Origin of the sequence: Saccharothrix syringae, assembly GCF_009498035.1 — a bacterium.
GTDB classification, from domain to species: Bacteria; Actinomycetota; Actinomycetes; order Mycobacteriales; family Pseudonocardiaceae; genus Actinosynnema; species Actinosynnema syringae.
Genome location: NZ_CP034550.1, coordinates 10011680 through 10035147, shown reverse-complemented (window position 1 = coordinate 10035147; position 23468 = coordinate 10011680). Strand labels below are relative to the sequence as shown.

Here is a 23468-nt window from a genome sequence, read left to right as displayed (position 1 = left end):
GAGGCAACGCGGGTGCGCGGACTCGTGCTCGACTACGGCGGCGTGCTCACCGATCTGGGTGATGACCACGCCGCCGTCGAACCGCCGCTGGTCGCCGCTGCCCGCCGGTTCCGGGGCAAGGGGGTCCGGCCGGCCATCCTGTCCAACGCGGACGGCCTGTGGCGGCCGCCCTCGGCCTGGGCGCCGGTGTTCGACGTCGTCGTCACGTCCGGTGAGGTCGGGGTCGCCAAGCCCGACCGCCGGGTCTACCTGCTCGTCGCCGAGCTTCTTCGGCTTCCCACGAACGAGTGTGTTTTCGTCGACGACCTCGCGGTGAACGTCCGCGGTGCCGTCGCGGCCGGGATGGTCGGGGTCCACCACCGGTCCGTCGACGCCACCCTCGGCGAGCTGGACGTCCTACTGGGCTGACCGCCTGGCCACCTCGAAGCACAGCACCGCCGCCGCGCTGGCCACGTTCAGCGACTCGACGCCCGCGGCCATGGGGATGGACAGCCAGCCGGTCACGTGGGGCCGCACGTCGTCCGACACCCCGGCCGTCTCGCTGCCCAGCACGAACGCCGCCCGCCCGGGCAGCTCCGCGTCGTACACCGTGCTCCGCGCGCCGGCGTCCAGCGCGTACACCGGGTAGCCGGCCGCCCGCAGCGCCTCGACCGCCTCGGCCGCCGTCGCGCACTTGAGGACCGGGGCGCGGAACGCCACGCCCGCCGACGCCTTCACCACCAGCGGGTCGATCGAGGCGACGCCCCGGCGCGGCACCACGATCCCCTCGATGCCCGCGGCGGTCGCGGTGCGCAGGATCATGCCTACGTTGGCGGGCGTGGTGATGCCGTCCAGCACCAGCACGTGCCGGGGGTGCGAGCGCAGCGCCACGTCCAGTGGCCGCATCCGGGGCGCGACGACGTCGGCCAGCACGCCCTGGTCGTGCCGCCCGTTGCCGGCCAGCACCTTCACCCGCTGCGCGGTCGCCCGCTGCACCCGCACGCCCCGCCGGCCGGCCGCGTCCAGGATCTCCCGGGCCGCCGGTCCGCGCGCGGTGTCGGCCAGCACCACCTTGTCCACCTCCAGCCGCGGGTCGTCCAGCGCTTCGAGCACGGGCTTGCGGCCGTAGACGGTGACGAACTTGTCCTTGGGCGAAACATCCACGGGAGCAGTGTCCTCCACCCGTTTGGGGCTTGTTTCTCCGCTGTCAACCATGATGATCGTCACATGGCACCGCGCGACGAGGCGCACCGCCTGCTGGCCGCGGGCCGGGAGGCGGACGTCTACCTGCGTCCCGACGGCCTGCTGGTCAAGCGCAACCGCGCGGGCCGCGCCGCCGGGCCCGAGGCCGAGCTGATGCGCTACCTGCGCCGGCAGGGCGTCCCGGTGCCCAGGGTCGCCGACGTCTCGGAGACCGACCTGGTCATGGAGTACGTGCCCGGGCCGCGCATGTCCCAGGAGGTCGACGCCAGGCCGTGGCGGGCCGGCGCGCTGGGGCGGGAGCTGGCCGAGTTGCACCGCAGGCTCGACGCCGTGCCTGCGCCGGGTTTCCTGGACGGCGAGGGCGGCCTGCTGCACCTCGACCTGCACCCCGGCAACGTCGTGCTCGGGCCCGAGGGCCCGGTGGTGGTCGACTGGGCGGGCGCCCGCCGGGGCGACCGGCGCGTGGACGTGGCGATGAGCTGGCTGGCGATGGCGGTGGCGCCGCTGCGGCCGTTCAAGCGGCTCGCCCGCTCCCGGCTGCTGCGGGGCTTCCTGTCGGGTGTCGACGGCGACGTGCGCCAGGCCATGCCCGCCGCCGCGGCGATCCGGCTGGCCCGGCACCAGCGCGACGAGGCCGAGGTCAGCGCCGTGCGCCGGCTGGTGGCCGACTGCACCGGCTGATCACGGGCCCGACCGCACCACCCGGCAGCGACTAGCCTGGTCGACATGCCAGACCGCCTGTCCGCGCTGGACGCCTCGTTCCTGTACCTGGAGGACTCCACGACGCCGATGCACGTGGGCGGGGTGGCGGTGTTCCGCAGGCCGCGCACGGGCTTCGACTACGACCGGCTGGTCGGCCTGATCGAGGAGCGGCTCTCGTTCGTCCCGCGCTACCGGCAGAAGGTCGTGCCCGTGCCGGGGCGGCTGGCGCGGCCGGTGTGGGTGGACGACCAGGACTTCGACGTCACCTACCACGTGCGGCGGTCCGCGCTGCCGAAGCCGGGCAGCGACCGGCAGCTGCACGACCTGGTCGCGCGGCTGATGTCGCGCCCGCTGGACCACGCGCGGCCGCTGTGGGAGGTCTACCTGGTCGAGGGCCTGGCCCGGAACCGGACCGCGGTGGTCACCAAGACCCACCAGGCCGTGGTCAACGGCCTGGGCGCGCCGGAGATCGGCCAGGTCATCCTGGACGTGTCCGCCACGCCCCGCCCGCCGGTGGAGTCGCTGTGGATGCCCTCGCCCGCGCCGAGCGGGGTGCAGCTGGTGGCGGACGCGGTGGCCGAGGCCGTGCAGCGGCCCGGTGAGCTGGTGGAGAACGTCCGGTCGGCGACCATGGACACGGTGGCCGCGGTGCGCAAGGTGGCCGGGGTGTTCGGCGGCCTGGCCTCGGCGGTGCGCACGGCGGCGACGCCCGCGCCCGGCAGCCCCCTGAACGTGCGCATCTCGCCGCAGCGGCGGTTCGCGGTGGCGCGGGCGCGGCTGGACGAGTTCCGCGCGATCCGCCGCGCGCACGGCGGCACCGTCAACGACGGCGTGCTGGCCGTGCTGTCGGGCGCGCTGCGGACGTGGCTGCTCTCGCGCGGCGAGGTCGTGACGGCCGGGACGACGATGCGGGCGATGGCGCCGATGTCGGTGCGCGACGACGAGGCGCAGGTGGCCGCGTACTTCGTGGACCTGCCGGTGGGCGAGCCGAACCCGGTGGTGCGGCTGCACCACGTGTCGCACGCGATGCGCGCCCACCAGGAGTCCGGGCAGTCGGTGGCGGCGCAGACGCTGGTGCGGTTCTCCGGTTTCGCGCCGCCGACGCTGCACGCGCTGGGCGCGCGGGCGGCGTCGTCGTTCTCGCGGCGGCTGTTCAACGTGGTGGTGACCAACGTCCCCGGTCCCCAGGTGCCGCTGTACGCGGCGGGGGCGAGGATGATCGAGATGTTCCCGGTCGTGCCGCTGGCGAAGAACCAGGCGCTGTCGATCGGGGTGACGTCGTACGACGGCGGGGTGTACTTCGGCTTGAACGCCGACCGCGACGCCATGTCCGACGTGGACGTGCTCGCGGCGATGGTGGAGGAGTCGGTGGAGGAGCTGATGGGAACGGTGTCCGCATGAGGGTGTACCTCCCGGCGACCGTCGCGGTGTTGCGCGACCTGGTGGACCAGGGGCAGTTCGTGCCGGTGGGCGGCACGGGGTTCGCGCTGACGCCGGCGCTGCGCGAGTCCTACGCGGCCGGTGACACCGAGGAGCTGGAGTACGCGGCGATGCTCGACGCGGCGCGCGCGTCGCTGCGGCTGATCGCGGCGGACGAGAAGGCGGTGCCGCGGCGGGCGGTCGTGTCGGTCGACGTCGACGACGTGAAGCTGCGGCCCGACCTGGACTTCTCGGTGGTGAAGCTGTCCGGGCCGGTGGCGCTGGCGCAGGTGGCCGCGGTGCACCTGGACACGGGGGAGGCGGAGGACGACGTGCGCGCGGCGGCGGAGGTGATCGACGCGGCCGACCTGGGCGACCCGGACGCGGAGTTCGCGCTCGGCGGGGCGGAGGACCACGAGCTGGCCTGGTACGCGCCGCAGGAGCTGCCGTTCGTGCTGGAGCTGATGTAGTTCAGCGGCTGACCGCGGCGAGGCAGCCGTCGACCGCCTCGCCGCCCGGTCCGCCCGGGTGCCAGGTGCCCAGCACGAGCCCGGTGGTGCCGGGCGGGTGCTCGACGGGGCCGGGGGTGGGCACGCGCACCAGGTGCACGTGGTTCAGCGGTCCGGGGGCGAGCCGTTCGCCCCGGGCCCGCGCGGCGCCGGTCCCCGGCCCGCCTGCCGGGGCGGAGGCGCCGCCGGTGCGGACCAGGTCCAGCACGAGGTCGCGCCACACCGGGTCGGCCTCGCCGTCGTGGATCCAGCGGGTGCCCAGCACGCTGTGCTCGGCCGTGGCGATCAGGGCGTCCGCGGGGACGTCGGCCGCGGGCGCGCCCCGGTAGGTCATCGGGACCTGGTAGAGGGTCGGGCCGTCCGCCAGCAGGTGCGTCTCGACGCCGACCTGCCCGGCCGGGTCCTCGAAGCGGAAGAACCCCACCGGGGTCAGGGCGGGCACGCCCGCACCCCGGTACCACGGCTGCCGCGCCACCCAGCGGGGGACGAAGTCGCGGAAGCCGGGGGTCAGGGTCGCGCCGGCGTGGATCTTCGCCATGGCGGCACGCTACCGGGCGACCACGGCGCCCCGCTCCCGCTTCGGGGAATCGCGCGTCCAACCGGGGACCGCGCCTACATGCCCGGCGCGGGTTCCCACAGCTCGATGCGGTTGCCCTCCGGGTCGACGCACCACCCGAAGCGGCCGAACTCGGAGTCCTCCGTCTGCGGCAGCACCTCGACCCCGCGGCCCCGCAGCTGCTCCAGCAGCACCGCCAGGTCGTCGACCCGCAGGTTGAGCATGGCGCGCTGGCCGGGCTCCCCGAAGTAGTCGGTGTCCTGCGCGAACAGCGCCAGCGTCGTGGTCTCCGCCTCGGCCCAGTGGAACGTCACCGCGCCACCCGCGCTCATCGGGACCCCGAGGTGCCTGCGGTACCACTCGGCCATCCTGGCGGGGTTGCGGGCGCGCAGGAACACACCGCCGATGCCGGTCACCTTCGCCACGGGTGCGCACCGTACTACCGCCGCCCGCACCGGCCCACGTCCCGGGGGGCACCCGATCGGGCGGCCGACCGCCGTGCCCGCGGCCTAGTCGTACTCCTCCAACCTGCCCCGCGACTCCAGCAGCCTGCGCAGCGACGCCAGCCTGCCCGGCGACGCCTCGCCCGTCTCGACCAGCGCGTCCAGCATGCAGTCCGGGTCCTCGGGCGCGCCGAGGTGCCCGCACCCGGACGGGCACTCCTCCGCCATCGCCTTCATGTCCGGGAACGCGGCCACGATGTCGTCCGGCGTGATGTGCGCCAGCCCGAACGACCGGATGCCCGGCGTGTCCACGGCCCACCCGCCGCCCGGCAGCGGCAGCGCCACCGCCTGCGTGGACGTGTGCCGCCCCTTGCCCACCCCGCTGACCACGCCCACCGCGCGGTTGGCGTCCGGCACGAGCTTGTTGACCAGCGTGGACTTGCCGACGCCGGAGTGCCCGATCAGCGCCGACACCCGGTCGACCAGGCGTTCCCGCAGCTCGACCGGGTCCTGGTCGGACCTGGTCACCACCACCGGCAGGGCCAGTTCGGCGTAGGCGGCGAGCAGGTCGTCCGGCGGCGCCAGGTCGCTCTTGGTCAGGCACAGCAGCGGTTCCAGGCCGCCCGCGTAGGCGGCGACCAGGCAGCGGTCGATGAAGCCGCGCCGCGGCGGCGGGTCGGCCAGCGCCGACACGATCACGAGCTGCTCGGCGTTGGCCACCACCACCCGCTCGAACGGGTCGGTGTCGTCGGCGGTGCGGCGCAGCACGCTGCGGCGCTCGTCGACGCGCACGATCCGGGCCAGGGTGTCCGGCTGGCCGGACGTGTCGCCGACCAGGCCCACGCCGTCGCCGACCACCACGGGGGTGCGGCCCAGCTCCCGCGCGCGCATGGCGGTGACCAGCCGCTCCGGGTCGTCGTCCACCGCGCACGTCCACCGGCCGCGGTCGACGCCGACGACCATGGCGGGCACCGCGTCCGCGTGCTCGGGCCTGCGCTTGGTGCGCGGCCGGGTGCCCTTGCCCGGTCGCACCCGCACGTCGGACTCGTCGAGCCGCCGCCAGTCGCCGCGAGCCACGTCAGCGCGCTCCGAGCATCGCGGACCACATCCCCGGGAAGTCGGGGATCGTCTTCGTCGTCGACCCGATGTCGTCCACGGCCACGCCCCCGACGACCAGGCCGACGATGGCGCCCGCGGTGGCCATGCGGTGGTCGGCGTAGGCCCGCCACACCCCGCCGCGCAGCGGCCGCGGCGTGATCACCAGGCCGTCCTCGGTCTCCTCGGCGTCCCCGCCCAGCCGGTTGATCTCGGCGGCGAGGGCGGCGATGCGGTCGGTCTCGTGGCCGCGGATGTGGGCGACGCCGCGGATGCGCGTGGGGCCGTCGGCCAGGGCCGCGAGCGCCGCCACGGTCGGCGTCAGCTCGCTCTCGTCGCGCAGGTCCACGTCGATGCCGGTGAGCCGGTCGGGACCGGTCAGGGTGAGGCCCCCGGCGGTCAGCTCCACGGCGCAGCCCATGCGCTCGAACAGCTCGCGCGCGGCGCCGCCGGGCTGGGTGGTGCGGGCCGGCCAGCCCGGGATGGTCACCGAGCCGCCGGTCACGGCCGCCGCCGCCAGGAACGGGGTGGCGTTGGACAGGTCCGGCTCGACGTGCCGGTCCAGGGCCGCCACCGGGCCCGGCGCCACGCGCCACACGTCGCGGGTCGAGTCGTCCACCTCGACCCCGGCCTCGCGCAGCATCGACACCGTCATCTCGATGTGCGGCAGCGACGGCACCGGCCTGCCCGAGTGCCGCACGGTCACCCCGCCCTCGTAGCGGGCGGCCGACAGCAGCAGCCCGGAGACGAACTGCGACGACGCCGACGCGTCCACGGTGACCTCGCCGCCGGGCACGCCGCCCTTGCCGTGCAGGGTGAACGGCAGCGCGTCGCCCTCCACGTCGGCGCCCAGCGCGCGCAGCGCGTCCAGGATCGTGGTCATCGGCCGCACCCTGGCGTGCTCGTCGCCGTCGAAGGACACGTCGCCCACGGCCAGCGCGGCGGCGGGCGGCAGGAAGCGCATGACGGTGCCCGCGAGCCCGCAGTCCACCCGCGCCGGTCCGCGCATCGTCCCCGGCGCGACCAGCCACGACCCGTCCGGCCCGTCCTCGACGCCGATGCCCAGCGACCGCAGCGCGGCGGCCATCAGCAGGGTGTCGCGGCTGCGCAGCGGCGCGTGCACGGTGGAGGGGCGGTCGGCCAGCGCGGCGAGCACGAGCGCCCGGTTGGTGATCGACTTGGAACCGGGTACGGGTACCGTCGCGTGCACGGGGCCGTCGACGGTGGGAGCGGACCACTGCTCAGTCATGCGTCGATGATCCCGCATGGGGTTCCCGACGGCTCGCACCGGGCATTCCGACGTGCGACGATGGCCGCCTGGACGTGATCGTTGCGGGGTGATGTTCGTGTGCGGCAGGTACGCCTCCACCAAGAACCCGGCGCTGCTGGCGGCCGAGTTCGACGCGGTGGACGGGACCGGGGGCGAGGCGCCCGGGCCGGACTACAACGTCGCGCCGACCAAGCGCGTGCTCGCGGTGGTCGAGCGGCACCCGCGCGACGAGGAGGGCAACGCCGACCCGGGCACCGTGGAGCGCAGCGTCCGGGTGATGCGCTGGGGCCTGGTGCCGCACTGGGCCAAGGACACCTCCGGCGCCGCCAAGATGATCAACGCGCGGTCGGAGAGCGTGCTCGCCAAGCCCGCCTACCGGGACTCGGCGGCCAAGCGCCGGTGCCTCGTGCCGGCCGACGGCTGGTACGAGTGGCAGCCCGGGGAGGGCCGCAAGCAGCCGTACTTCATCAACCCCGGTGACGGCTCCAGCCTCGCCATGGCCGGCATCTGGTCGGTGTGGTGGCAGCAGGAGGGCGACGAGCGCAGGCCCGTCATCACGTGCGCGGTGCTCACCACCGACGCGATCGGCGAGATGACCGCCGTGCACCACCGGATGCCGCTGGTGCTGCCGCGCGACCGCTGGTCCGCGTGGCTGGACCCCGACCGGCCCGACCCGACCGACCTGCTCGCGCCCGACCCCGCCGTGGTGGCCGCGCTGGAGCTGCGGCCGGTGTCCATGCGGGTCAACAGCATCAGGAACAACGACCCGTCCCTCGTGGACGCGGTCGCCCTGGGGGAGTCCGAGAAACCGGAGCCCACCTTGTTCGAGCTCTCATGACCACCCGGGTGGTCGAGACCCCCTACGGCCCGGCGCGGGCCGAGCTGCACTGCGCGGCCGAGGGCCGGGCGGCGCTGGTGCTCGGGCACGGCGCGGGCGGCGGCATCGCCGCGCCCGACCTCGTGGCCGCCACCCGGGCCGCGGTCGACGTCGGCGTGCACGTCGCCCTGGTCGAGCAGCCCTACCGGGTGGCGGGCCGGCGGGCGCCCGCCCCGGCCAAGCAGCTCGACGCGGCGTGGCTGGCCGTGGCCGACGACCTGTGCGACCACTGGTTCGACGACCTGCCGCTGGTCTTCGGCGGCCGCTCGTCCGGCGCGCGGGTGGCCTGCCGCACGGCCGCGGAGGGGCAGGCGGTGGCCGTGCTGTGCCTGGCCTTCCCGGTGCACCCGCCGGGCAGGCCGGAGCGGACCCGGATGCCCGAGCTGGACGCCGTGGAGGTGCCCACGCTGGTGGTGCAGGGCGAGAAGGACCCGTTCGGCCGGCCGGCCGCCGCGCACCACCGCGAGGTCGTGCTGCTGCCCGGCGACCACAACCTCAAGGCCGACCTGGAGGGCGTGCACCGGGCCGCGGGCGAGTGGCTGGACCGGGTGCTGCGGCCCTTGGACTGACCCGCTCAGCCCGCGATCGGGGCCACCACGGCCCGCGTCAGCCGCACCAGGTCCGCGGGCGCGAGCTCGACCTCCAGGCCCCGCCTGCCCGCCGAGCAGTAGATCGTCCCGAACGCCTCGGCCGAGGCGTCCAGCACCAGCGGCAGCCGCTTCTTCTGGCCCAGCGGCGAGATGCCGCCCGCCACGTACCCGGTCGCGCGCTCGGCCGCCGCGACCTCCGCCATCCTCGCCTTCTTGCCCCCGAGGGCAGCGGCGAGGGCCTTGAGGTCCAACTGGCCCGTGACGGGCACCACACCCACGGCCAGCCTGCCGTCCACCTCGGCGACCAGGGTCTTGAACACGCGTTCGGGTGAGATCCCCAGCGCCTCGGCGGCCTCCAGGCCGTAGGACTCGTGGCGGGGGTCGTGCTCGTAGGCGTGCAGCTGGTGGGCCACCTTCTGCTTGTCCAGCAACGCGGTGGCGGGCGTACCACGTCCGGCCATGATCGCGCACCCTAGCCGAGCCGGCCCCCGACCCGGGAATGACTTCCGGTTCGACGGCGTTGCGCAGGACGTGGTTACCGAGGTGATGGACCAGCAGGTCGGCAGGACGGTCAGGGCTCGCCCACCACGCGGTTCCGCCCGCTGCCGCCCCGGGGGGCGCCGCGTATCCTCGGACGCGTCCCAGACGACGTCCACCGCGCTGACCGGCAGGTGGGAAGGGAGCGCGGTGCCAGCCACGCGAACGCAGGTCACGCCGGCCGACGAGACCACGGCCGAGCGCGCAGCCAGGTTCGAGCGCGACGCCATGCCGATGCTGGACCAGCTGTACTCGGCGGCCCTGCGGATGACCCGCAACCCGGCCGACGCCGAGGACCTGGTGCAGGAGACCTACCTCAAGGCGTACGCGGCGTTCGCCTCGTTCTCCGAGGGCACCAACCTCAAGGCGTGGCTGTACCGGATCCTGACCAACACCTACATCAACGGCTACCGCAAGAAGCAGCGCCAGCCGCTCCAGCAGCCGACCGACGAGATCACCGACTGGCAGCTCGCCCAGGCGGAGAGCCACACGTCGACCGGCCTGCGCTCGGCCGAGGTGGACGCGCTCGACCGGTTGCCGGACTCAGACGTCAAGGACGCCCTCCAGAGACTGCCCGAGGAGTTCCGGATCGCGGTCTACCTCGCCGACGTCGAGGGCTTCGCCTACAAGGAGATCGCAGACATCATGGGCACCCCCATCGGCACCGTGATGTCCCGGTTGCACCGGGGCCGCAGGCAGCTTCGCGAGCAGTTGGCCGACGTCGCGCGTGACCGCGGTTTCCTCCGCGACGGCCGGCGGGAGGCGGCGGACCGATGAGCTGCGGCGAACACCACGAGACGGACTGCTCCGAGGTCCTGTCCGAGGTCTGGCTCTTCCTGGACCACGAGTGCGACGAGAAGCGCAAGGCGCTGCTGCAGACCCACTTGGACGAGTGCCACCCGTGCCTGGAGCAGTACGGCATCGAGGAGCACCTGAAGGCGCTGCTGGCCCGCAAGTGCGGCGGTGAGCACGCGCCCGAGGAGCTGCGGCGGCGGGTGCGCGCCCACCTGTTCCAGACCACCCGGGAGGGCACGGTCGAGGTCGACGTGGAGGTCACCACCACGACCACCACCAAGGCCGACTGAAATCCCCCGACGACGGCGCCGGACCCGGTCCGGCGCCGTCGTCGTACCCGGAAAACCCGGTGTGCGGCGGGGGCGGCCGTTGCTACGGTCGCGCGGTCCCGACCCCGGGAGGGCCGATGCCGCGGTACTACGTGACCGCCTCGCACCTGGACGCGGTGCGGGCCGACGTGCTGGCCCGCCACCGCCGCCTGCGGGGCGACCGGGTGCGCTTCCTGCTGGTCTCGCCGGACCGCGACCCCCGCGACCTGCTGGCGCTGTCGTCCACCGACCTCGCCGGCGCCGACGACCCCGGGCACCGGGTGGGCGTGGAGCGGCTGTGGCGGGCCTGCGCGGCGGCCGGTGACCTGCGCCGGGCGGGGGAGGGGTGGTACTTCCGGCTGTCCCGGTACGGCGGGCGGCTGCGGGAGCTGGTCGCCGGCGGCGGGCTGCGGGTCGAGCCGGTCGGGAGCCGGGACGCGGTGCTGGCGCTGCTGGGCGCCGGGGTGGTCGACGTGCGGGCCGACGGCCCGGCCGGGACGGGCGTCCCCGTGCCCGACGACCCCGGTCGGGTGATGGCGCCGTGGTGGGACGCGGCGGTCGGCCTGACCGGCCTGGGCAACGGCCCGAACCCCCGGCGCTGGTGGCTGGAGGGCGACCGGCGGGTGCACGTGGTGGGCGCGGACGACCTGCACCGCCACGCCCTGCTCTGGCCCGCGGTGCTGCTGTCGGCCGGGCTGCCGCCGCCCACGGACGTCTGCGCCCACCCCACCGGGCCGGACCTCGCCCGGCAGGCCCGGCGGCACGGCGCGGACGCGGTGCGGTGGTGGCTGCTGCGCGACGGGACCGCCGACGACCGCGTCGCCCGCCTGGCCGCCGCCGAGCTGTCGGGCGTGCTGGGCGACCTGGTCGACCGCACCACCACCATGGTCCACCGCTACCGTGGCGGCCGACCGCCCGCGGCCGGCCTGCTGCCCGGCGCGGACGCCCTGCTCGCCGCCTGCCGGGACGCGCCGGGGCGGGTGGACGACGCGCTCGCCGCCTTCGACTTCCGGGCGGCCACCGACGCGGTGTGGCGGGTCGTCGTGACGGCCCGCCGCTACGCCGACCAGGCCCGGCCGTGGGACCTGGCGCGCGCCGAGCGGGCCGGTGACCGCGACGCCGGGGAACGGCTCGACGCGGTCCTGGCCGCCCTGCTCACGGCCTGCCGCGCCCTGGCGACGGAGCTGACGCCGTTCCTGCCGACGCTGGCGGCCGGGATCGCGGGGCAGTGCATCACGCTGACGGAGTCGCTGGCCGCGCCCCGCGCCCTGTTCCCGCGCCGGTGAAGCGAGGGGCCGACGACGCGAGGGCTCGGTGAGCGAGGGCCGCTGATGCGAGGGCTCGCGGTGACGCCGGCGCCTTTCGACGCGTTGGCCGGCGTCCCGCGGTGGCGCGAGGCCCGGTGAGCGAGGGCAGGGCCGCAGGGACGCGAGGGCAGAGCCGCAGGTGGCCGTACGAGGGTCCCGGGAGGGTTCCCGGGCCCCGGAAGCCCCGGACGCGGCAGCCGCGCGCCCAGCTCCCGCACGGCCCACCCCGATGCACCCCTAGCAGCGCCCCTACCCGCCGATCGCCCCCGCCGACCCTCCCCCGGAAAGCCGAAGGCCCCCGGGACCGCGGTCCCGGGGGCCTCGTGCACGCCGGATCGCTCAGGCGTTGGGGCGCTTCCCGTGGTTGGCGCCGCCCTTCTTGCGGTCGCGGCGCTTGCGGGCACGCTTCGACATGGGGTTCTCCTAGTGCTCGAACTACCTCACGTCAGTGTGGCACGACCCCTGAACCGCACATCACGGGGCCTGAATCGTGGTTGGATTGACACCGAGCGAAGGAGGGCCATGGCCGAGGAGATCCGTGCCGAGATCGTCGCCAACGTGGCGCAGATCGCCGTCAAGGAGGGCGACGAGGTCGACCACGAGACGACCGTCGTCGTGCTGGAGAGCATGAAGATGGAGATCCCCGTCCTCCCGGAGGGTTCCGGCAGGATCACCCGCATCGCGGTCGCGACCGGCGACGTGGTGCAGGAGGGCGACCTGATCGCGGTGGTGGAGTAGCTGTCCACGCTCACCGACCTGCTCGCCGAGCACACCAAGCTCTCCGGCGCCGCCGTCGACCACCTGCAGCTGGTGGTCGCGGAGTGGCAGCTGCTGTCGGACCTGAGCTTCGCCGACTTCCTCATGTGGGTGCCGCTGGACGACCGCGAGTTCCTCTGCGTCGCCCAGGCCAGGCCGACCACGGCGCCCACGGCGCACCCGGAGGACGTCGTGGGCAGCGCGGTCGACGTCGACGAGCACCCGCAGCTGCGGCGCGCCATCACCGAGCAGCGGATCTGCCGCGAGGAGGACCCGCGCTGGCACCTGGGGGTGCCGGTGCGCCGCGAGGCCATCCCGGTCAAGCGCAACGACGAGGTCATCGCGGTGCTCAGCCGCAACACCAACCTGGCGGTGCCGCGCGTGCCGAGCCCGCTGGAGATCTCCTACCTGGGCAGCGCCGCGGACCTGTGCCAGATGATCTCCGACGGCACGTTCCCGACCACCGAGCCGTCCCCGGACGTGCACACGAGCCCGCGCGTCGGTGACGGCCTGATCCGCCTGGACGCCTCGGGCGCGGTGGTGTTCGCCAGCCCCAACGCGCTGAGCGCCTACCACCGCATGGGCCACGCGTCCGACCTGGTGGGCGTGCACCTGGCGCCGCTGACGCGGTCGCTGATCGGGGACCCGTTCGACGCCACCGAGGTCGCCCAGCGCATCCGGGCGGCGCTGGACGGGCAGCCGTCGATGCGCATCGAGGCCGAGTCGCGCCGGGGCGCCGCGGTGTTGTTCCGCGCCCTGCCGCTGCGGCCGCGGGGCAGCGCGGCGGGCGCGCTGGTGCTGTGCCGGGACGTCACCGAGGTCCGCCGCCGCGACCGCGCCCTGATGTCCAAGGACGCGACGATCCGCGAGATCCACCACCGGGTGAAGAACAACCTGCAGACCGTGGCCGCGCTGCTGCGGCTGCAGAGCAGGCGGACCAGCAGCGAGGAGGCCCGGGAGGCGCTGGCCGAGTCGGTCCGCCGGGTCACCTCCATCGCCCTGGTGCACGAGACGCTGTCGATGTCGGTGGACGAGCGGGTGGACCTCGACGAGGTCGTGGACAAGGTCATCCCGATGATGTCCGACGTCGCGGCCACCGAGTCGCAGGTGGTGGTGCGCCGGGACGGCCCGTTCGGCATCGTGCCCGCCGAGCTGGCCACGCCGCTGGTGATGGTGCTGACCGAGCTGGTGCAGAACGCGTTCGAGCACGCCTACGCGGCCGGCCAGCGCGGCGAGGTCGTGGTGCACGCCGAGCGGTCGGCGAAGTGGCTGGACGTGGTGATCTCCGACGACGGCAAGGGCCTGCCCCAGGGCTTCTCGCTGGAGCGCACCGACCGGCTCGGGCTGCAGATCGTCCGGACGCTGGTGGAGTCCGAACTCCGGGGCTCGCTGAGCTTGCGGCGCCGGCCCAAAGGCGGTACAGAGGCGGTCCTGCGCGTGCCCCTGAGGGCGCGGCGTTAGACTGCTCCCGTGCACACGTGACTGCCCACCTCAGCGGGGTCACGTGGTCATGCGGGAGGGTGTGCAACAAACGAGAGGCCCGACACCTGGCACGGTGTCGGGCCTCTCGCTTTGAGTACTGCTCGTTCGGCTCAGGCGTTGCTGCGAGCCCGGGTGCGAGCGTTGCGGCGCTTGAGGGCGCGGCGCTCGTCTTCGCTCATCCCGCCCCACACGCCGGCGTCCTGGCCGCTCTCCAGCGCCCACGCGAGGCAGTCGGAGACGACGGGGCAACGGCGGCAGACGGTCTTCGCCTCGGCGATCTGCAGGAGCGCAGGACCGCTGTTCCCCACGGGGAAGAACAGCTCGGGGTCCTCGTCGCGGCAGATCGCGCGGTGGCGCCAGTCCATTGGAACTACTCCTCAGCTAGGCGCGCGAGGGCGCGCCGGTCGTCAGCGGTCGGTTTTGGGGTGCTTGTGAATGCTTTCACGAACGGCTGGGATGTCAAGGGTTTAGCACTAACCCGGTGAGTGAACTCACCCGAAAGATCGACCGAGTTCACCTGGGCTTTCACGCAGCGGCACCTGGGCGGGCCACTACGTCGCGGATGGGTAGCGCGACGGTAACGCCGAGGTCACACGGCCACCGTCAGCGCGCCCGGCGCGCTGGTGAACTCCACCTCGGTGCACGGGCCGAGCAGGTCGCCGTCGACCTGCAGGTTGACGGCCTCGCGGCTCGTCACCCGGACGTACTCGACGTCGTCCCGCCGAAGCAGGTTCGCCCCCTTGGGGTTCCCATCGGTCGCCAAAAGATGCGCGACATAGCGGAGTACGGTCGGCAAACCCATCCCGTGCAGGGCGAACAGGCCCAGACCGCCGTCGAAGGACGTGCTCGGGTTGAGCCGGATCGCCTTGTCGCCGAGGTAGGTCCACGGGTCGGTGTTCGACACGAACGCCAGCCGCACGTCCTCGAACGCGGGCTCGCCGGGCACCTGCACGGTCAGGCTCGCGGGGGCGTGGCGCTGGTTGAAGTAGCTGGTCAGGGCGGTGCGGGCGTAGAGGCCCGGTGACGCCTGCCTGCCCTTGGCGCGCTGGTGCTCGACGCCGGCGACGACGTCGGCGTCCCAGCCGACGCCCGCGTTGAAGGTGAACCAGCGGTCGTGGTCGTGGCCCGCGCCGGCGGAGGCCACCTTGCCGAGGCTGACCCGGCGGCTGGTGCCGTGCTCGATGGCCTGGAGCAGGCGGTAGGTCGCCTCGACCGGGTCGCGGGGCAGGCCGAGGGCGCCCGCGAAGACGTTGGCCGAGCCGCCCGGGACGACGCCCAGCAGCGGCAGGTCCGGCCGCGCGCCACCGCGCAGCACGCCGTTGACCACCTCATTCACCGTGCCGTCGCCGCCGTGCGCGACCACCAGGTCGTACCCGTCCACGACGGCGCGCGCGGCGGCGTCCGCCGCGTGCCCGCGGTAGTCCGTCTCGACCACGTCGAGCTTCACCTCGCTGGCCAGCGCGTGCGCGAGCACGTCGCGGCCGGCAGGCGTCGTCGCCGTCGCCTGCGGGTTGACCACCAGAAGTGCGCGCACCCCTGCAGGGTAGGACAGCGCGTGACCTGCGTCAGATCACGTGTCACCCGGTAGGGGCGTTTAGCGCGCACGCAAGTGGCCCAGATCTCCTTTCACGCGTCGCACTGCGGAGCGTCTGCGACAAGTGCACCCCGGCCCGACCGCCGGCTCGCCGAAGACTGCCCTTGATCCTCTCCCCTGGTGCGGTCGAACGGGACTCGCCAACCGGGTGGCCTACGATGCGTGACGAGTACTCACGGTGAGGAAAGGTCCAGCGTGTCGAACCGGGAGCGGGTGCCCGCGGCGGTCCGGGTGGCCGGTGCGTTGACGTCGTTGCAGGCCCTCGTCGGGCTGGCGTTCGCGGTCGCGCTGGTGGTGCGGGCCTTCAGCGCGGTCAACCCGGGCGGGGTGGTCGGCGAGGCGGTCTACTTCACCGTCCTGTCGGGTGGCGTGGGCGTGGCCGGGGTCGGCCTGGTGCTGGGCAAGCGCTGGGGGACCACGCCGGCGTTCGTCGTCCAGCTGCTCCTGCTGGGCGTGGCCTGGTACATGTACGGGCCGTCCGGGCAGCAGCTGTGGGGCGCGCTGGTCGGCGCGTACTCGCTCGTCATCGTGGTCCTGCTGTTCACCCCGCAGGTGCGGCGGTGGGCGGCCGGACTGGACGAAGCGGACGAGTAGGACATTCGGGGGCAGACCATCGGCTGTGCGTTCGCCGACTAACGGCGGGTGGTCTCCGTCACCTGAACGAGTGACGCTGTGCGTGGTGAATTCACCACTCCCTGCGTTCGTTGAGGTGACGAATCCATGCGACTCAATCGCGTCCTGCACGCGGTGGTCGGAGCAGCCGCCGCGCTGCTGTCCCTGACGGCGGTCGTGCCGGCGGCCTCCGCCGCGCCCGCCGCCGTCGAGCCGTACATCATCGGCGGCGGCACGGCGACCGACGCCCCCTGGGCGGCCCGCCTGTTCCGCAACGGCCAGCAGAACTGCTCGGCCACCATCATCGCGCCGACGTGGGTCCTGACCGCGCAGCACTGCGTGGCGTCCTCGGGCACCTACACCTTCCGGATCGGCAGCCTGGACCAGACCACCGGCGGCACCCTGGCCACCGCCACCCAGATCATCCAGCACCCGTCGGTGGACCTGGCGCTGGCGCGGCTGGACCGGTCGGTGTCGGCCACCTACGCGCCGCTGGGCACCACCACCGCGGTTCAGGTCAACCAGACCGTGCAGCTCTACGGCTGGGGCGCCACGTGCACCAACCAGCCGGAGATCAACTGCCAGGCCCGCTACCTGAAGTACGCCAACACGCGCGTGACGTCGGTCAACGGCCGCGACTACCGCGGCGGCATCGCGATCTCGGTGACGCGCGTCGACGGCATCGCCGCCGGCGGCGACTCGGGCGGCCCGATGTTCGCCACCAGCCCGGTCGACGGCCGCCGCTACCAGGTCGGCGTGGCCTCCACCAGCGACCGCTCCTCGCGGTCCAACTACACCGCCGTCACCCGCTACCGCGACTGGATCCGCTCCTACGCCGGCGTGTGACCGCGGCACCCCCGGCCGGGGGAGCGGGCCCCCCTTCGCCCGCACTCCCCCCGGCCGGGGCCTCGCGGTTTGGTCGGAGGGGCGTCCACCAGTAACAATCACCCTGCGTGTTCACGTTTGGCGGATGGACACGAACGGAGTAGCCAGATACGGTCTGGCAGGCGTTCGCGCCGCTCCGGGTGCCGTGCAGGGTGAGGTGCGCAGTGCAGAACCCCCCGAGATGGGTGTCGACGACCGGTGACGTCGAGCGCCCCAACGTGGCCCGGTTGTTCGACTACTACCTGGGCGGGGCCCACAACTTCGCGGTCGACCGCGAGTTCGCCGAGCAGTCCATGCCGCAGATCCCGACCGCCCAGATGGTCCAGCACTCCCGCGCGTTCCTGCGGCGCGCGGTGCGCGCGTGCGTGGCGGCGGGCATCCGGCAGTTCCTCGACCTGGGCTCGGGCATCCCGACCGCGGGCAACGTGCACGAGGCCGCCCAGCAGGTCGACCCGACGTGCCGCGTGGTGTACGTGGACAACGAGCCCGCGACCGTCGCGCACAGCCGCGCCATGCTGCGGGACAACCCGAGCGCGGCGATCGCCGAGGTCGACGTCCGCGACGTCGGCGCGGTGCTGTCCTCGCCCGAGGTGCGCGGCCTGCTCGACCTGAGCCGGCCGGTGGCCGTGCTGATGGTCGGGATCCTGCCGTACCTCACCGACGCCGACCGGCCGGCCGAGCTGGTGGCCCGCTACCGGGACGCGGTCGTCGACGGCAGCTACCTGGTGGTCAGCCACCTGACCGCCGACGAGCAGCCGGAGATGGTGGAGAAGCTGGTCGGGGTGGCCGGGGAGACGCTGTCGCCGATCGTGGCGCGGTCCAAGGCCGAGCTGGAGCCGGTGTTCGCGGGGTTCGAGCTGCTGGAGCCGGGGCTGGTGCTGGCCGCCCGGTGGCGCGGCGAGGGCGAGCCGGAGGGCGGCGCGGAGGCGGTCGCCTACGGGGCCGTCGGGGTGAAGCGCCCGTCCGGTCCCGGGCGGTGAGCGCGGGGGCCGGCCCGGGGCGCCCGCGGCCGTGCCGGCTCACCGGCGCCTGGGCGCGTGCCCCTCGGTGAGCAGCCGCGCCTGTTCCCGCAGCACGTCGACGGTGCGGGCGACCCAGTCCGCGATGACCCGCTGCTCCTCGGGCGAGTAGCGGGCGGACAGCTCCGCCATCGCGGCGCTCAGCCCCGCGAAGACCCCGCCGAACGCGCCGGGTACCGCGCTGATCACCACGCGCCTGCGGTCGCCGGGGTCGGGTTCGCGGCGCACCAGGCCCGCCCGCTCCAGCCGGTCGGCGACGCCGGTGACCGCGCCGGGCGTCAGGTTGATCCGCTTGGCCAGCTCGCCCGCCGTCATCGGGCCCTCGGCGGAGATCAGGGCCAGGGCGCGCTGGTCGACCGCGCCCACCCCCAGCCGGGCGCCCACGGCCTCGTGGAAGGCCACCACAGCGGTGCTCAGCTCGCGCCCGTGGTCGCGTCCGTGGTCGCGTCCGTCCATGCCGGGCACTTTACCTCTCCAGACATTTCAGTACACTGAACTAAAATATTCGGAGTGCTGAAGGGATGGGGATGTCGGAGCTGAGGTTGGCGCTGGAGGCGCCGAGGTGGGCGGCGCGGTTCTACGCGCGGCACTGGCCGGTGGTCGTCGGGCTGTCCCTGGTGGGGTCCGTGCAGCGGCTCGTGGCGGTGAACTGGGGCGTGCCGGATGGCCTGGCGTTCGCGTCCGAGGTGGTCGTGATGGCCGCGCGGGTGGCGCTGGTGGTCGTGGTGTGGCGCCTGGCGATGCGCGACGAGCGGCCCCGGTGGGCCAACGTTCGCACGTTCGTGTCACACCACTGGCCGTCGCTGGTGTGGCAGGCCGTGCTGCTGGGCGTGGCGTTCCTGGTGGCGGACGTGGTGCTGGAGCGGGTGGTCGGCGACCTGCTGTTCGACTCGTCGCCGACCTACCTGGCCGTGCTGCTGTTCGTGAAGAACCCGACCGTCATCGCTTACACGTTCGTGTGGTGGATCGGGCTGATCCGGCAGGCCGCGGTCAGCCGGCCTGCCCCAGTTGGGTGAGGGCGTCGTCGGTGAGGCGGAAGACGGTCCACTCGTCCAGCGGCACCGCGCCGAGGGACTTGTAGAAGCCGATCGACGGGGCGTTCCAGTCGAGCACCGACCACTCCAGGCGGGCGTAGCCGCGCTCGACGCACTCCTCGGCCAGGGCCTGGAGGAGGGCGCGGCCCAGCCCGGAACCGCGGTGGGCGGGCTGGACGTAGAGGTCCTCCAGGTAGATGCCGTGCTCGCCGCGCCAGGTGGAGAAGTTCAGGAACCACAGGGCGGTGCCGACGACCAGGCCGCCCTCCTCGGCCACGTGCCCGAAGAGGGCGGCGCCGGGCCGGAACAGGGCGTCGTGCAGCTGCTCGGCGGTGATCAGGCACTCGTGGCGCAGGCGCTCGTACTCGGCCAGCTCCTCGACCAGGCCCACGATCGCCGGCACGTCGTCCGGGTGGGCGCGGCGCACGCGCGGGTCAGTCAACGCCGACCTCCCAGGCCGGGACGTTGAGCCGGCGCACCTGGGGGTCGCCGCGCTCGTCGCCCAGGACGGTGGTGCCCGCCGGGTCCAGCCCGAAGTGCACGCCCTGGTTCGGCGGGAGGCCCAGCCAGGCGGCGATGAGCACGCGGCTGAAGTGGCCGTGGCCGACGATCACCACGTCACCGCCCGCGAGGGCCCGGCGGGCCCGGTCGAGCACGGCGGTCGCGCGCTCGTGCACCTGCCGCTCGGTCTCGCCGTTGGGCGACGGGTGCGTCCACACGGTCCAGCCGGGGACGGTCTCGCGGATCTGCGGGGTGGTCAGGCCCTCGAAGTCGCCGTAGTCCCACTCGCGCACGTCCTCGGTCCGCTCGACCTCGTGCAGCCCGGCCAGCTCGGCGGTGCGCCAGGCCCGCCGGCGCGGGCTGGCGAGCACGAGGGCGGGCGGCCGGTCCGTGGCGCGCAGCCGGGCGAGCACCGCACCCGCGCGGCGGGCCTGCTGCACGCCGGTGTCGGTGAGCGGGATGTCGGTGCGCCCGGTGTGGCGGCCGCTCTCGGACCACTCGGTCTGGCCGTGGCGGAGCAGGTAGACGTGTGACGTCACGGTGGTGATCTTACGGGCGGGGTGTCCGGTTCGCCGGGGTCGTCGGCTACCCCCGCGGGTCGCGCCCCGGCCGCACCGCGTCCATCACGCGCGTCGAGGCGGTGTCGAGGAACCTCGTCCCGATCTGCTGGGCGTACCCGAGCACGACCGCGGCCAGTGCGAGGCCCTCCTGGCTGGTCACGACGTTCGAGACGGCGAGCGCCCCGGTGCCCACCATCGCCACGCCCAGCGCCGCGAACACGGCGCCCAGGAGGAACTTCACGATGGCCAGGTACCCGCTGAGCGTGTAGGGCGCGGGGCTCGGTTCGAGCCTGAGGAGCGACTGGACGGTGGCCACCGCGGCGCCGAGGGTGCCGAGCAGGTAGACGAACCAGATGTCGCCGTTGTCGTCCGTGCCGAGGCAGTACCTGTCGTCGGGCGGCTTGTCCAGGCACATGGGCAGCAACGCCGGGTCGGACGACACGACGGCGCCCAGGGCGATCGTGAGGGTGAACAGGATGACGCCGGTGACGATGAGCTTGTTCCGGTGCCCGCGCAGCGCCCGGTGCCGGTCGTCGGACGCCTCGAAGGCGGCGCGCAGCGCGTTCCCGACGACCAGGCCGACCGGGGCGCCGGTGCCACCCGCGGGGTCGATCCGGTCCAACGCCTCCCGCCGCCGGTCGTCGGCGGGGAGGTACTTCGACACCCAGGCGCCGAGGGCGGGCAGGCACGCCTCCGGGTCGGCCGCGGCGCGCAGCCCCAGGATGGTGGCCTCCGCGTCGTGCAGGGCGCGCCAGGTGCGCTCCACGTCCCAGCCGGACCACCACCTGCGCACGAGGTGCTTCTTGCCGGGGGTGGTCAGCAGGACGTGGCGCGCCTCCTGCAATGCCCGTTGGGCGGATCTCGGGTTTCCGAGCGCCTCGCTCTCGTCCTCCAGCCACCGCAGCCGTGCCGCCGCGCCGACGCGCCAGTCGCTCGCCTTGGCGTTGTTCAACGCGGTGAGGAGTTCTCGGTCGTGCTCTGCTGCCCTCGGTGCGGTCATCGCGTCACCTCGCAGGTGGAACGGGTTGTGCGAGAGGGGTCGCGCGTGGTCGCGGGGCATTAGCCCGGTTTGCGGAACCGTTACCCGACGCGTTTCGCGACTTGGCCGAGCGTGGCGGTGGGATCACACGGCGAATACCGCCACGGTCGGCTGCGGAACTGGTCCGCTCAGGCCGTCCGCTACGCCGCGACCCGCACCGCTCCGGCCGTGAATGTTTCTTCGCTCTCCGCTTCGGCGTCGTCGAGCATGCTCAGCCACACCACACGCGCGGTGAGGCCGTCTTCCTCGCGGTGGTAGAAGCCCACCGCGCTCTCCATGCACGACAGCGTGAACGTGAAGTCCCGGCCGTCGTTGGACAACATCACCACCCTGTCCTCGAACGCCATCCCGTAGGCCGCGACATGCGCGTTCACGCACCGGCCGTACTCCTGCACCACCGCGAACAACCGCGGCGCGCCCCGCTGGGCCAGGTAGTCACCCAGAACCCGGAACGACGCCTCATCACACACCGGCGGCAACTGCTCGACACCACTCACTGGTTGACCGCCTTGGCCACGTCGTCCGGCGTCGTGCCGACCACCGTCGCCAGCGCCTCGCACCGATCGGCGAACGCCGGCGCGGCACCGGCCAACTCCCGCGCGAAGCGGATAACAGGCTGCGTGCCTTTCTCCCGGTCGGCGATCTGCAGAGCCAACCGCGCGTCGGACGAGATCACCGGGGACGGGTGTCCCTGTGCGTGCTCGGCCAGTGCCGCCTCCTCCTCGGTCTGGAGGAGCATGTACAACCCCATTGGCCTCACCTCCGCGTATGTCTGGTGCTTGCCGGATCAGATTCACGCGAAAGGAAGATCGAACCCATACCAGCGACCACTGGTACTAGTGGGATCACCACTATCCCCAGGTCAGTCAGTAATCGTCGGACTACACTCCGAAGTGGTCGAGGGTTGCGGCAGGGGGTGGACAGAGGAGTGGGCACGTTCAAACGGCGCTGCCGCACCTGTGACACGCTCCTGGCCAGTGACAACCGGGGCATTCAATGTGGGAAGTGCGCTGCGGCTTCTACACTCAGCGCCCCCGCGCTGCCGCGTGAGTTCTGGACGCAGCCGGCCCTGCGCGAGGCGTTCGAGTCCCGCAGCATCGGCGAGGTCTTCCGCGCCTACCGCAAGGCCCAGAACCCCACCGTCTCACAGACCACCCTCGCGGCCTGGCTCGACCTCACCCAGGGCCGGGTCAGCGAAATCGAACGCACCCGCCGCCCGGTCACCGACCTCGAACGCCTCGAACGCTGGTGCAACGCCCTCCACGTGCCCCACCACCTGCGGTGGTTCAACGGCGGAGTGCGGGAAGTCCACGACGTCCAGGAGCTGTACGCCAGCCGCACAGTGGACCCGAGTCCCGCATTCTCGACTCAGCCGACGTGGGCGCCGGTCGACCAGGGTAGCACGGCCGGCCCACAAGAGCTGGACATCGTCCACGTAGCCATCCCGCGCCTACGCCGTGCACTCGACATCCTCGATCTACCCGACGACGGCCCCACCCGCAGCCTTGCCGAGCTGCGCGCCGACGTCGCCCTGATGAACGAACACCGCCTCGAAGCGCGCTACGGCGAACTGGTCCGCCACCTACCCGGCCTGATCGGCGAACTGGCCCGCGCCCGCCAGCTCCTGGCCGCCGACGACCGCCGCCAGGCCGCTTCCCTGCTCACCCTGGCCCTGCGCGCCGCCGACGGCGTGGCCTACAAGTACCGCTACTTCGACCTGTCGGCTCGCCTGATCGACCTCATGCGCACGACAGCCCAGGAATCCGAGGACCCGCTGTTGCCCGCGGCGGTGTCCTACGTGCGCACCGAGACGTTCTTCGCCAGTGGCGACCTCCACGCCGCCGCCCGCGCCCTCGACCTGGCCGCCGACCAGATCCCCACCCGCAACCTCAAGCAGGCCCCGACCGCAGCCGCGTTCGGCGCTCTCCACATGCGCGCCGCGGTCGTGGCCGCCCGAGCGGGCAAAGCCGACATCGCAGCCGACCACCTGCTCACCGCCCGCTACGCCATCCATGCGGCACCCGAAGGCGTCTACCACGGCACCGCGTTCGGCCCTGCCTCACTGCGCATCCACGAGCTTGCCGTAGCCGCCGAGCTGCGCGACCCGGCAGGCATCCAACGCGCGGCCACCTGGCAGCCCCCGCGGGAACTCCCCGCAGAACGCCGCTCGCACTACTACATCGACCTGGCCCGCGCCCAGCTCGACCTCGGCCACCACGAAGACGCCTACGTCTGCCTCCAGGCCGCCCGTCAAGCTGCCCCCGAACACACCCGAGCCCACCCGCAGGTACGCCAAGCCCTGTCGGTGCTGCTGCGCACCCACCCGTCACTCAGCACCGGCCTGCTGGACCTGGCGGCTTGGGCCGGCGCTCGCTGAACAGGCACGCTTAGGTGCC

At 73.6% G+C, this 23468-nt stretch carries 31 protein-coding genes; 16 read left to right on the top strand and 15 right to left on the bottom strand.

Annotation, left to right across the window (positions count from 1 at the left end; all coding sequences use genetic code 11):
- Window positions 1-12 precede the first annotated feature (12 nt).
- Window positions 13-408 carry an HAD-IA family hydrolase gene (locus EKG83_RS42385; RefSeq protein ID WP_228122410.1) on the top strand — a complete coding sequence of 132 codons (396 nt, stop codon included), beginning with the start codon at window positions 13-15 and terminating at the stop codon, window positions 406-408.
- Here EKG83_RS42385 and EKG83_RS42380 read toward each other — a convergent pair.
- A complete protein-coding gene (locus EKG83_RS42380; protein ID WP_051764964.1) occupies window positions 397-1194 on the bottom strand; it encodes a TrmH family RNA methyltransferase in 798 nt (265 codons plus the stop codon). The two genes, EKG83_RS42385 and EKG83_RS42380, sit on opposite strands and share 12 nt — an antisense overlap.
- 12 nt (window positions 1195-1206) lie before the next feature.
- On the opposite strand from EKG83_RS42380, the gene EKG83_RS42375 reads away from it, so the two are divergent.
- Genes EKG83_RS42375 through EKG83_RS42365 form a run of 3 tightly spaced genes read left to right on the top strand, consistent with a single transcriptional unit; the run spans window position 1207 to window position 3773 of the window.
- Window positions 1207-1863: a phosphotransferase gene (locus EKG83_RS42375; RefSeq protein WP_033429126.1), complete on the top strand. Its 657-nt coding sequence runs from the start codon at window positions 1207-1209 to the stop codon at window positions 1861-1863.
- A 45-nt stretch (window positions 1864-1908) separates the two neighbouring features.
- Complete coding sequence (locus EKG83_RS42370; RefSeq protein WP_033429127.1) at window positions 1909-3285, top strand: WS/DGAT/MGAT family O-acyltransferase; 1377 nt, start codon at window positions 1909-1911, stop codon at window positions 3283-3285.
- The gene (locus EKG83_RS42365) at window positions 3282-3773 is read left to right on the top strand and encodes a DUF6912 family protein (RefSeq protein ID WP_033429128.1); all 492 of its coding nucleotides are present in this window, start codon (window positions 3282-3284) and stop codon (window positions 3771-3773) included. The genes EKG83_RS42370 and EKG83_RS42365 overlap by 4 nt, the downstream gene beginning before the upstream one ends.
- Before the next feature lies 1 nt (window position 3774).
- On the opposite strand, the gene EKG83_RS42360 is transcribed toward EKG83_RS42365, so the two are convergent.
- From EKG83_RS42360 to aroA, 4 genes are all read right to left on the bottom strand, one after another.
- Complete coding sequence (locus tag EKG83_RS42360) at window positions 3775-4350, bottom strand: maltokinase N-terminal cap-like domain-containing protein (protein ID WP_033429129.1); 576 nt, start codon at window positions 4348-4350, stop codon at window positions 3775-3777.
- Between the two features lie 74 nt (window positions 4351-4424).
- Window positions 4425-4793 (bottom strand): VOC family protein, encoded by a 369-nt coding sequence (locus EKG83_RS42355; protein ID WP_033429130.1) that lies wholly within the window; start codon window positions 4791-4793, stop codon window positions 4425-4427.
- Window positions 4794-4877: 84 nt separating this feature from the next.
- Window positions 4878-5888: a ribosome small subunit-dependent GTPase A gene (rsgA, locus tag EKG83_RS42350; protein WP_033429131.1), complete on the bottom strand. Its 1011-nt coding sequence runs from the start codon at window positions 5886-5888 to the stop codon at window positions 4878-4880.
- A gap of 1 nt (window position 5889) precedes the next feature.
- On the bottom strand, window positions 5890-7155 hold the full coding sequence (aroA, locus tag EKG83_RS42345) for a 3-phosphoshikimate 1-carboxyvinyltransferase (RefSeq protein ID WP_033429132.1): 1266 nt from the start codon (window positions 7153-7155) through the stop codon (window positions 5890-5892).
- Window positions 7156-7252: 97 nt separating this feature from the next.
- Here aroA and EKG83_RS42340 point away from each other — a divergent pair, with 97 nt between their 5' ends.
- Both EKG83_RS42340 and EKG83_RS42335 read left to right on the top strand, forming a co-directional pair.
- Window positions 7253-8014, top strand: coding sequence for an SOS response-associated peptidase (locus EKG83_RS42340; protein ID WP_033429216.1), 762 nt, complete (start codon window positions 7253-7255; stop codon window positions 8012-8014).
- A complete protein-coding gene (locus EKG83_RS42335) occupies window positions 8011-8622 on the top strand; it encodes an alpha/beta hydrolase family protein (protein WP_033429133.1) in 612 nt (203 codons plus the stop codon). Before EKG83_RS42340 ends, EKG83_RS42335 begins: the two co-directional genes overlap by 4 nt.
- A 5-nt stretch (window positions 8623-8627) precedes the next feature.
- On the opposite strand, the gene ybaK is transcribed toward EKG83_RS42335, so the two are convergent.
- A complete protein-coding gene (gene ybaK / locus EKG83_RS42330) occupies window positions 8628-9104 on the bottom strand; it encodes a Cys-tRNA(Pro) deacylase (protein WP_033429134.1) in 477 nt (158 codons plus the stop codon).
- 226 nt (window positions 9105-9330) lie between these two features.
- Here ybaK and EKG83_RS42325 point away from each other — a divergent pair, with 226 nt between their 5' ends.
- From EKG83_RS42325 to EKG83_RS42315, 3 genes are all read left to right on the top strand, one after another.
- Window positions 9331-9957 carry a sigma-70 family RNA polymerase sigma factor gene (locus EKG83_RS42325; protein WP_033429135.1) on the top strand — a complete coding sequence of 209 codons (627 nt, stop codon included), beginning with the start codon at window positions 9331-9333 and terminating at the stop codon, window positions 9955-9957.
- Window positions 9954-10265: a mycothiol system anti-sigma-R factor gene (rsrA, locus tag EKG83_RS42320; protein ID WP_033429136.1), complete on the top strand. Its 312-nt coding sequence runs from the start codon at window positions 9954-9956 to the stop codon at window positions 10263-10265. The genes EKG83_RS42325 and rsrA overlap by 4 nt, the downstream gene beginning before the upstream one ends.
- A gap of 116 nt (window positions 10266-10381) precedes the next feature.
- Window positions 10382-11569, top strand: coding sequence for a class I tRNA ligase family protein (locus tag EKG83_RS42315; protein ID WP_033429137.1), 1188 nt, complete (start codon window positions 10382-10384; stop codon window positions 11567-11569).
- A gap of 360 nt (window positions 11570-11929) precedes the next feature.
- Here EKG83_RS42315 and EKG83_RS49940 read toward each other — a convergent pair whose 3' ends face one another.
- Complete coding sequence (locus tag EKG83_RS49940; protein ID WP_096498094.1) at window positions 11930-12004, bottom strand: 50S ribosomal protein bL37; 75 nt, start codon at window positions 12002-12004, stop codon at window positions 11930-11932.
- 108 nt (window positions 12005-12112) lie between these two features.
- Here EKG83_RS49940 and EKG83_RS42305 point away from each other — a divergent pair, with 108 nt between their 5' ends.
- Together EKG83_RS42305 and EKG83_RS42300 are read left to right on the top strand one after the other, a co-directional pair.
- On the top strand, window positions 12113-12328 hold the full coding sequence (locus EKG83_RS42305) for a biotin/lipoyl-binding carrier protein (protein WP_033429138.1): 216 nt from the start codon (window positions 12113-12115) through the stop codon (window positions 12326-12328).
- Entirely contained in the window at window positions 12329-13807 is a 1479-nt protein-coding gene (locus EKG83_RS42300; protein WP_033429139.1) for a sensor histidine kinase, read from the top strand.
- Window positions 13808-13938: 131 nt separating this feature from the next.
- Here EKG83_RS42300 and EKG83_RS42295 read toward each other — a convergent pair whose 3' ends face one another.
- Entirely contained in the window at window positions 13939-14193 is a 255-nt protein-coding gene (locus EKG83_RS42295; protein ID WP_015104912.1) for a WhiB family transcriptional regulator, read from the bottom strand.
- A gap of 224 nt (window positions 14194-14417) precedes the next feature.
- Entirely contained in the window at window positions 14418-15362 is a 945-nt protein-coding gene (locus EKG83_RS42290; protein ID WP_033429140.1) for a diacylglycerol/lipid kinase family protein, read from the bottom strand.
- A gap of 255 nt (window positions 15363-15617) precedes the next feature.
- Here EKG83_RS42290 and EKG83_RS42285 point away from each other — a divergent pair, with 255 nt between their 5' ends.
- From EKG83_RS42285 to EKG83_RS42275, 3 genes are all read left to right on the top strand, one after another.
- The gene (locus tag EKG83_RS42285) at window positions 15618-16016 is read left to right on the top strand and encodes a hypothetical protein (RefSeq protein ID WP_033429141.1); all 399 of its coding nucleotides are present in this window, start codon (window positions 15618-15620) and stop codon (window positions 16014-16016) included.
- Between the two features lie 126 nt (window positions 16017-16142).
- Window positions 16143-16880 carry a S1 family peptidase gene (locus EKG83_RS42280; RefSeq protein WP_033429142.1) on the top strand — a complete coding sequence of 246 codons (738 nt, stop codon included), beginning with the start codon at window positions 16143-16145 and terminating at the stop codon, window positions 16878-16880.
- A 224-nt stretch (window positions 16881-17104) separates the two neighbouring features.
- Entirely contained in the window at window positions 17105-17899 is a 795-nt protein-coding gene (locus EKG83_RS42275) for an SAM-dependent methyltransferase (protein WP_228122408.1), read from the top strand.
- Window positions 17900-17938: 39 nt separating this feature from the next.
- On the opposite strand, the gene EKG83_RS42270 is transcribed toward EKG83_RS42275, so the two are convergent.
- A complete protein-coding gene (locus EKG83_RS42270) occupies window positions 17939-18394 on the bottom strand; it encodes a MarR family transcriptional regulator (RefSeq protein WP_033429144.1) in 456 nt (151 codons plus the stop codon).
- A 71-nt stretch (window positions 18395-18465) separates the two neighbouring features.
- On the opposite strand from EKG83_RS42270, the gene EKG83_RS42265 reads away from it, so the two are divergent.
- On the top strand, window positions 18466-18954 hold the full coding sequence (locus EKG83_RS42265) for a hypothetical protein (protein WP_084716144.1): 489 nt from the start codon (window positions 18466-18468) through the stop codon (window positions 18952-18954).
- On the opposite strand, the gene EKG83_RS42260 is transcribed toward EKG83_RS42265, so the two are convergent.
- The 5 genes from EKG83_RS42260 to EKG83_RS42240 all read right to left on the bottom strand — a co-directional run bounded on the left by EKG83_RS42260 (window position 18929) and on the right by EKG83_RS42240 (window position 21811).
- Window positions 18929-19414, bottom strand: a complete 486-nt coding sequence (locus EKG83_RS42260) for a GNAT family N-acetyltransferase (RefSeq protein ID WP_084716145.1) — start codon at window positions 19412-19414, stop codon at window positions 18929-18931. The genes EKG83_RS42265 and EKG83_RS42260 overlap by 26 nt on opposite strands.
- Window positions 19407-20012, bottom strand: coding sequence for a histidine phosphatase family protein (locus tag EKG83_RS42255; protein WP_033429147.1), 606 nt, complete (start codon window positions 20010-20012; stop codon window positions 19407-19409). Before EKG83_RS42255 ends, EKG83_RS42260 begins: the two co-directional genes overlap by 8 nt.
- A gap of 46 nt (window positions 20013-20058) precedes the next feature.
- On the bottom strand, window positions 20059-21033 hold the full coding sequence (locus EKG83_RS42250; RefSeq protein WP_153278773.1) for a hypothetical protein: 975 nt from the start codon (window positions 21031-21033) through the stop codon (window positions 20059-20061).
- 179 nt (window positions 21034-21212) lie between these two features.
- Window positions 21213-21569, bottom strand: coding sequence for a hypothetical protein (locus EKG83_RS42245; RefSeq protein ID WP_051764941.1), 357 nt, complete (start codon window positions 21567-21569; stop codon window positions 21213-21215).
- On the bottom strand, window positions 21566-21811 hold the full coding sequence (locus EKG83_RS42240) for a hypothetical protein (RefSeq protein WP_228122407.1): 246 nt from the start codon (window positions 21809-21811) through the stop codon (window positions 21566-21568). The genes EKG83_RS42245 and EKG83_RS42240 overlap by 4 nt, the downstream gene beginning before the upstream one ends.
- 189 nt (window positions 21812-22000) lie before the next feature.
- On the opposite strand from EKG83_RS42240, the gene EKG83_RS42235 reads away from it, so the two are divergent.
- The gene (locus EKG83_RS42235; RefSeq protein WP_051764943.1) at window positions 22001-23449 is read left to right on the top strand and encodes a helix-turn-helix domain-containing protein; all 1449 of its coding nucleotides are present in this window, start codon (window positions 22001-22003) and stop codon (window positions 23447-23449) included.
- Window positions 23450-23468 lie beyond the last annotated feature (19 nt).

Excerpts from the sequence above, each read along its gene's own strand:
- aroA (WP_033429132.1), bottom strand. The coding sequence starts at position 7,155 with ATGACTGAGCAGTGGTCCGCTCCCACCGTCGACGGCCCCGTGCACGCG.
- EKG83_RS42265 (WP_084716144.1), top strand. The coding sequence starts at position 18,466 with ATGTCGGAGCTGAGGTTGGCGCTGGAGGCGCCGAGGTGGGCGGCGCGG.
- EKG83_RS42295 (WP_015104912.1), bottom strand. The coding sequence starts at position 14,193 with ATGGACTGGCGCCACCGCGCGATCTGCCGCGACGAGGACCCCGAGCTG.
- EKG83_RS42250 (WP_153278773.1), bottom strand. The coding sequence starts at position 21,033 with ATGACCGCACCGAGGGCAGCAGAGCACGACCGAGAACTCCTCACCGCG.
- EKG83_RS42335 (WP_033429133.1), top strand. The coding sequence starts at position 8,011 with ATGACCACCCGGGTGGTCGAGACCCCCTACGGCCCGGCGCGGGCCGAG.
- EKG83_RS42305 (WP_033429138.1), top strand. The coding sequence starts at position 12,113 with ATGGCCGAGGAGATCCGTGCCGAGATCGTCGCCAACGTGGCGCAGATC.
- EKG83_RS42380 (WP_051764964.1), bottom strand. The coding sequence starts at position 1,194 with ATGGTTGACAGCGGAGAAACAAGCCCCAAACGGGTGGAGGACACTGCT.
- EKG83_RS42270 (WP_033429144.1), bottom strand. The coding sequence starts at position 18,394 with ATGGACGGACGCGACCACGGACGCGACCACGGGCGCGAGCTGAGCACC.
- EKG83_RS42240 (WP_228122407.1), bottom strand. The coding sequence starts at position 21,811 with ATGCTCCTCCAGACCGAGGAGGAGGCGGCACTGGCCGAGCACGCACAG.
- EKG83_RS42370 (WP_033429127.1), top strand. The coding sequence starts at position 1,909 with ATGCCAGACCGCCTGTCCGCGCTGGACGCCTCGTTCCTGTACCTGGAG.
- EKG83_RS42360 (WP_033429129.1), bottom strand. The coding sequence starts at position 4,350 with ATGGCGAAGATCCACGCCGGCGCGACCCTGACCCCCGGCTTCCGCGAC.
- rsrA (WP_033429136.1), top strand. The coding sequence starts at position 9,954 with ATGAGCTGCGGCGAACACCACGAGACGGACTGCTCCGAGGTCCTGTCC.
- ybaK (WP_033429134.1), bottom strand. The coding sequence starts at position 9,104 with ATGGCCGGACGTGGTACGCCCGCCACCGCGTTGCTGGACAAGCAGAAG.
- EKG83_RS42365 (WP_033429128.1), top strand. The coding sequence starts at position 3,282 with ATGAGGGTGTACCTCCCGGCGACCGTCGCGGTGTTGCGCGACCTGGTG.
- EKG83_RS42375 (WP_033429126.1), top strand. The coding sequence starts at position 1,207 with ATGGCACCGCGCGACGAGGCGCACCGCCTGCTGGCCGCGGGCCGGGAG.
- EKG83_RS42280 (WP_033429142.1), top strand. The coding sequence starts at position 16,143 with ATGCGACTCAATCGCGTCCTGCACGCGGTGGTCGGAGCAGCCGCCGCG.
- EKG83_RS42315 (WP_033429137.1), top strand. The coding sequence starts at position 10,382 with ATGCCGCGGTACTACGTGACCGCCTCGCACCTGGACGCGGTGCGGGCC.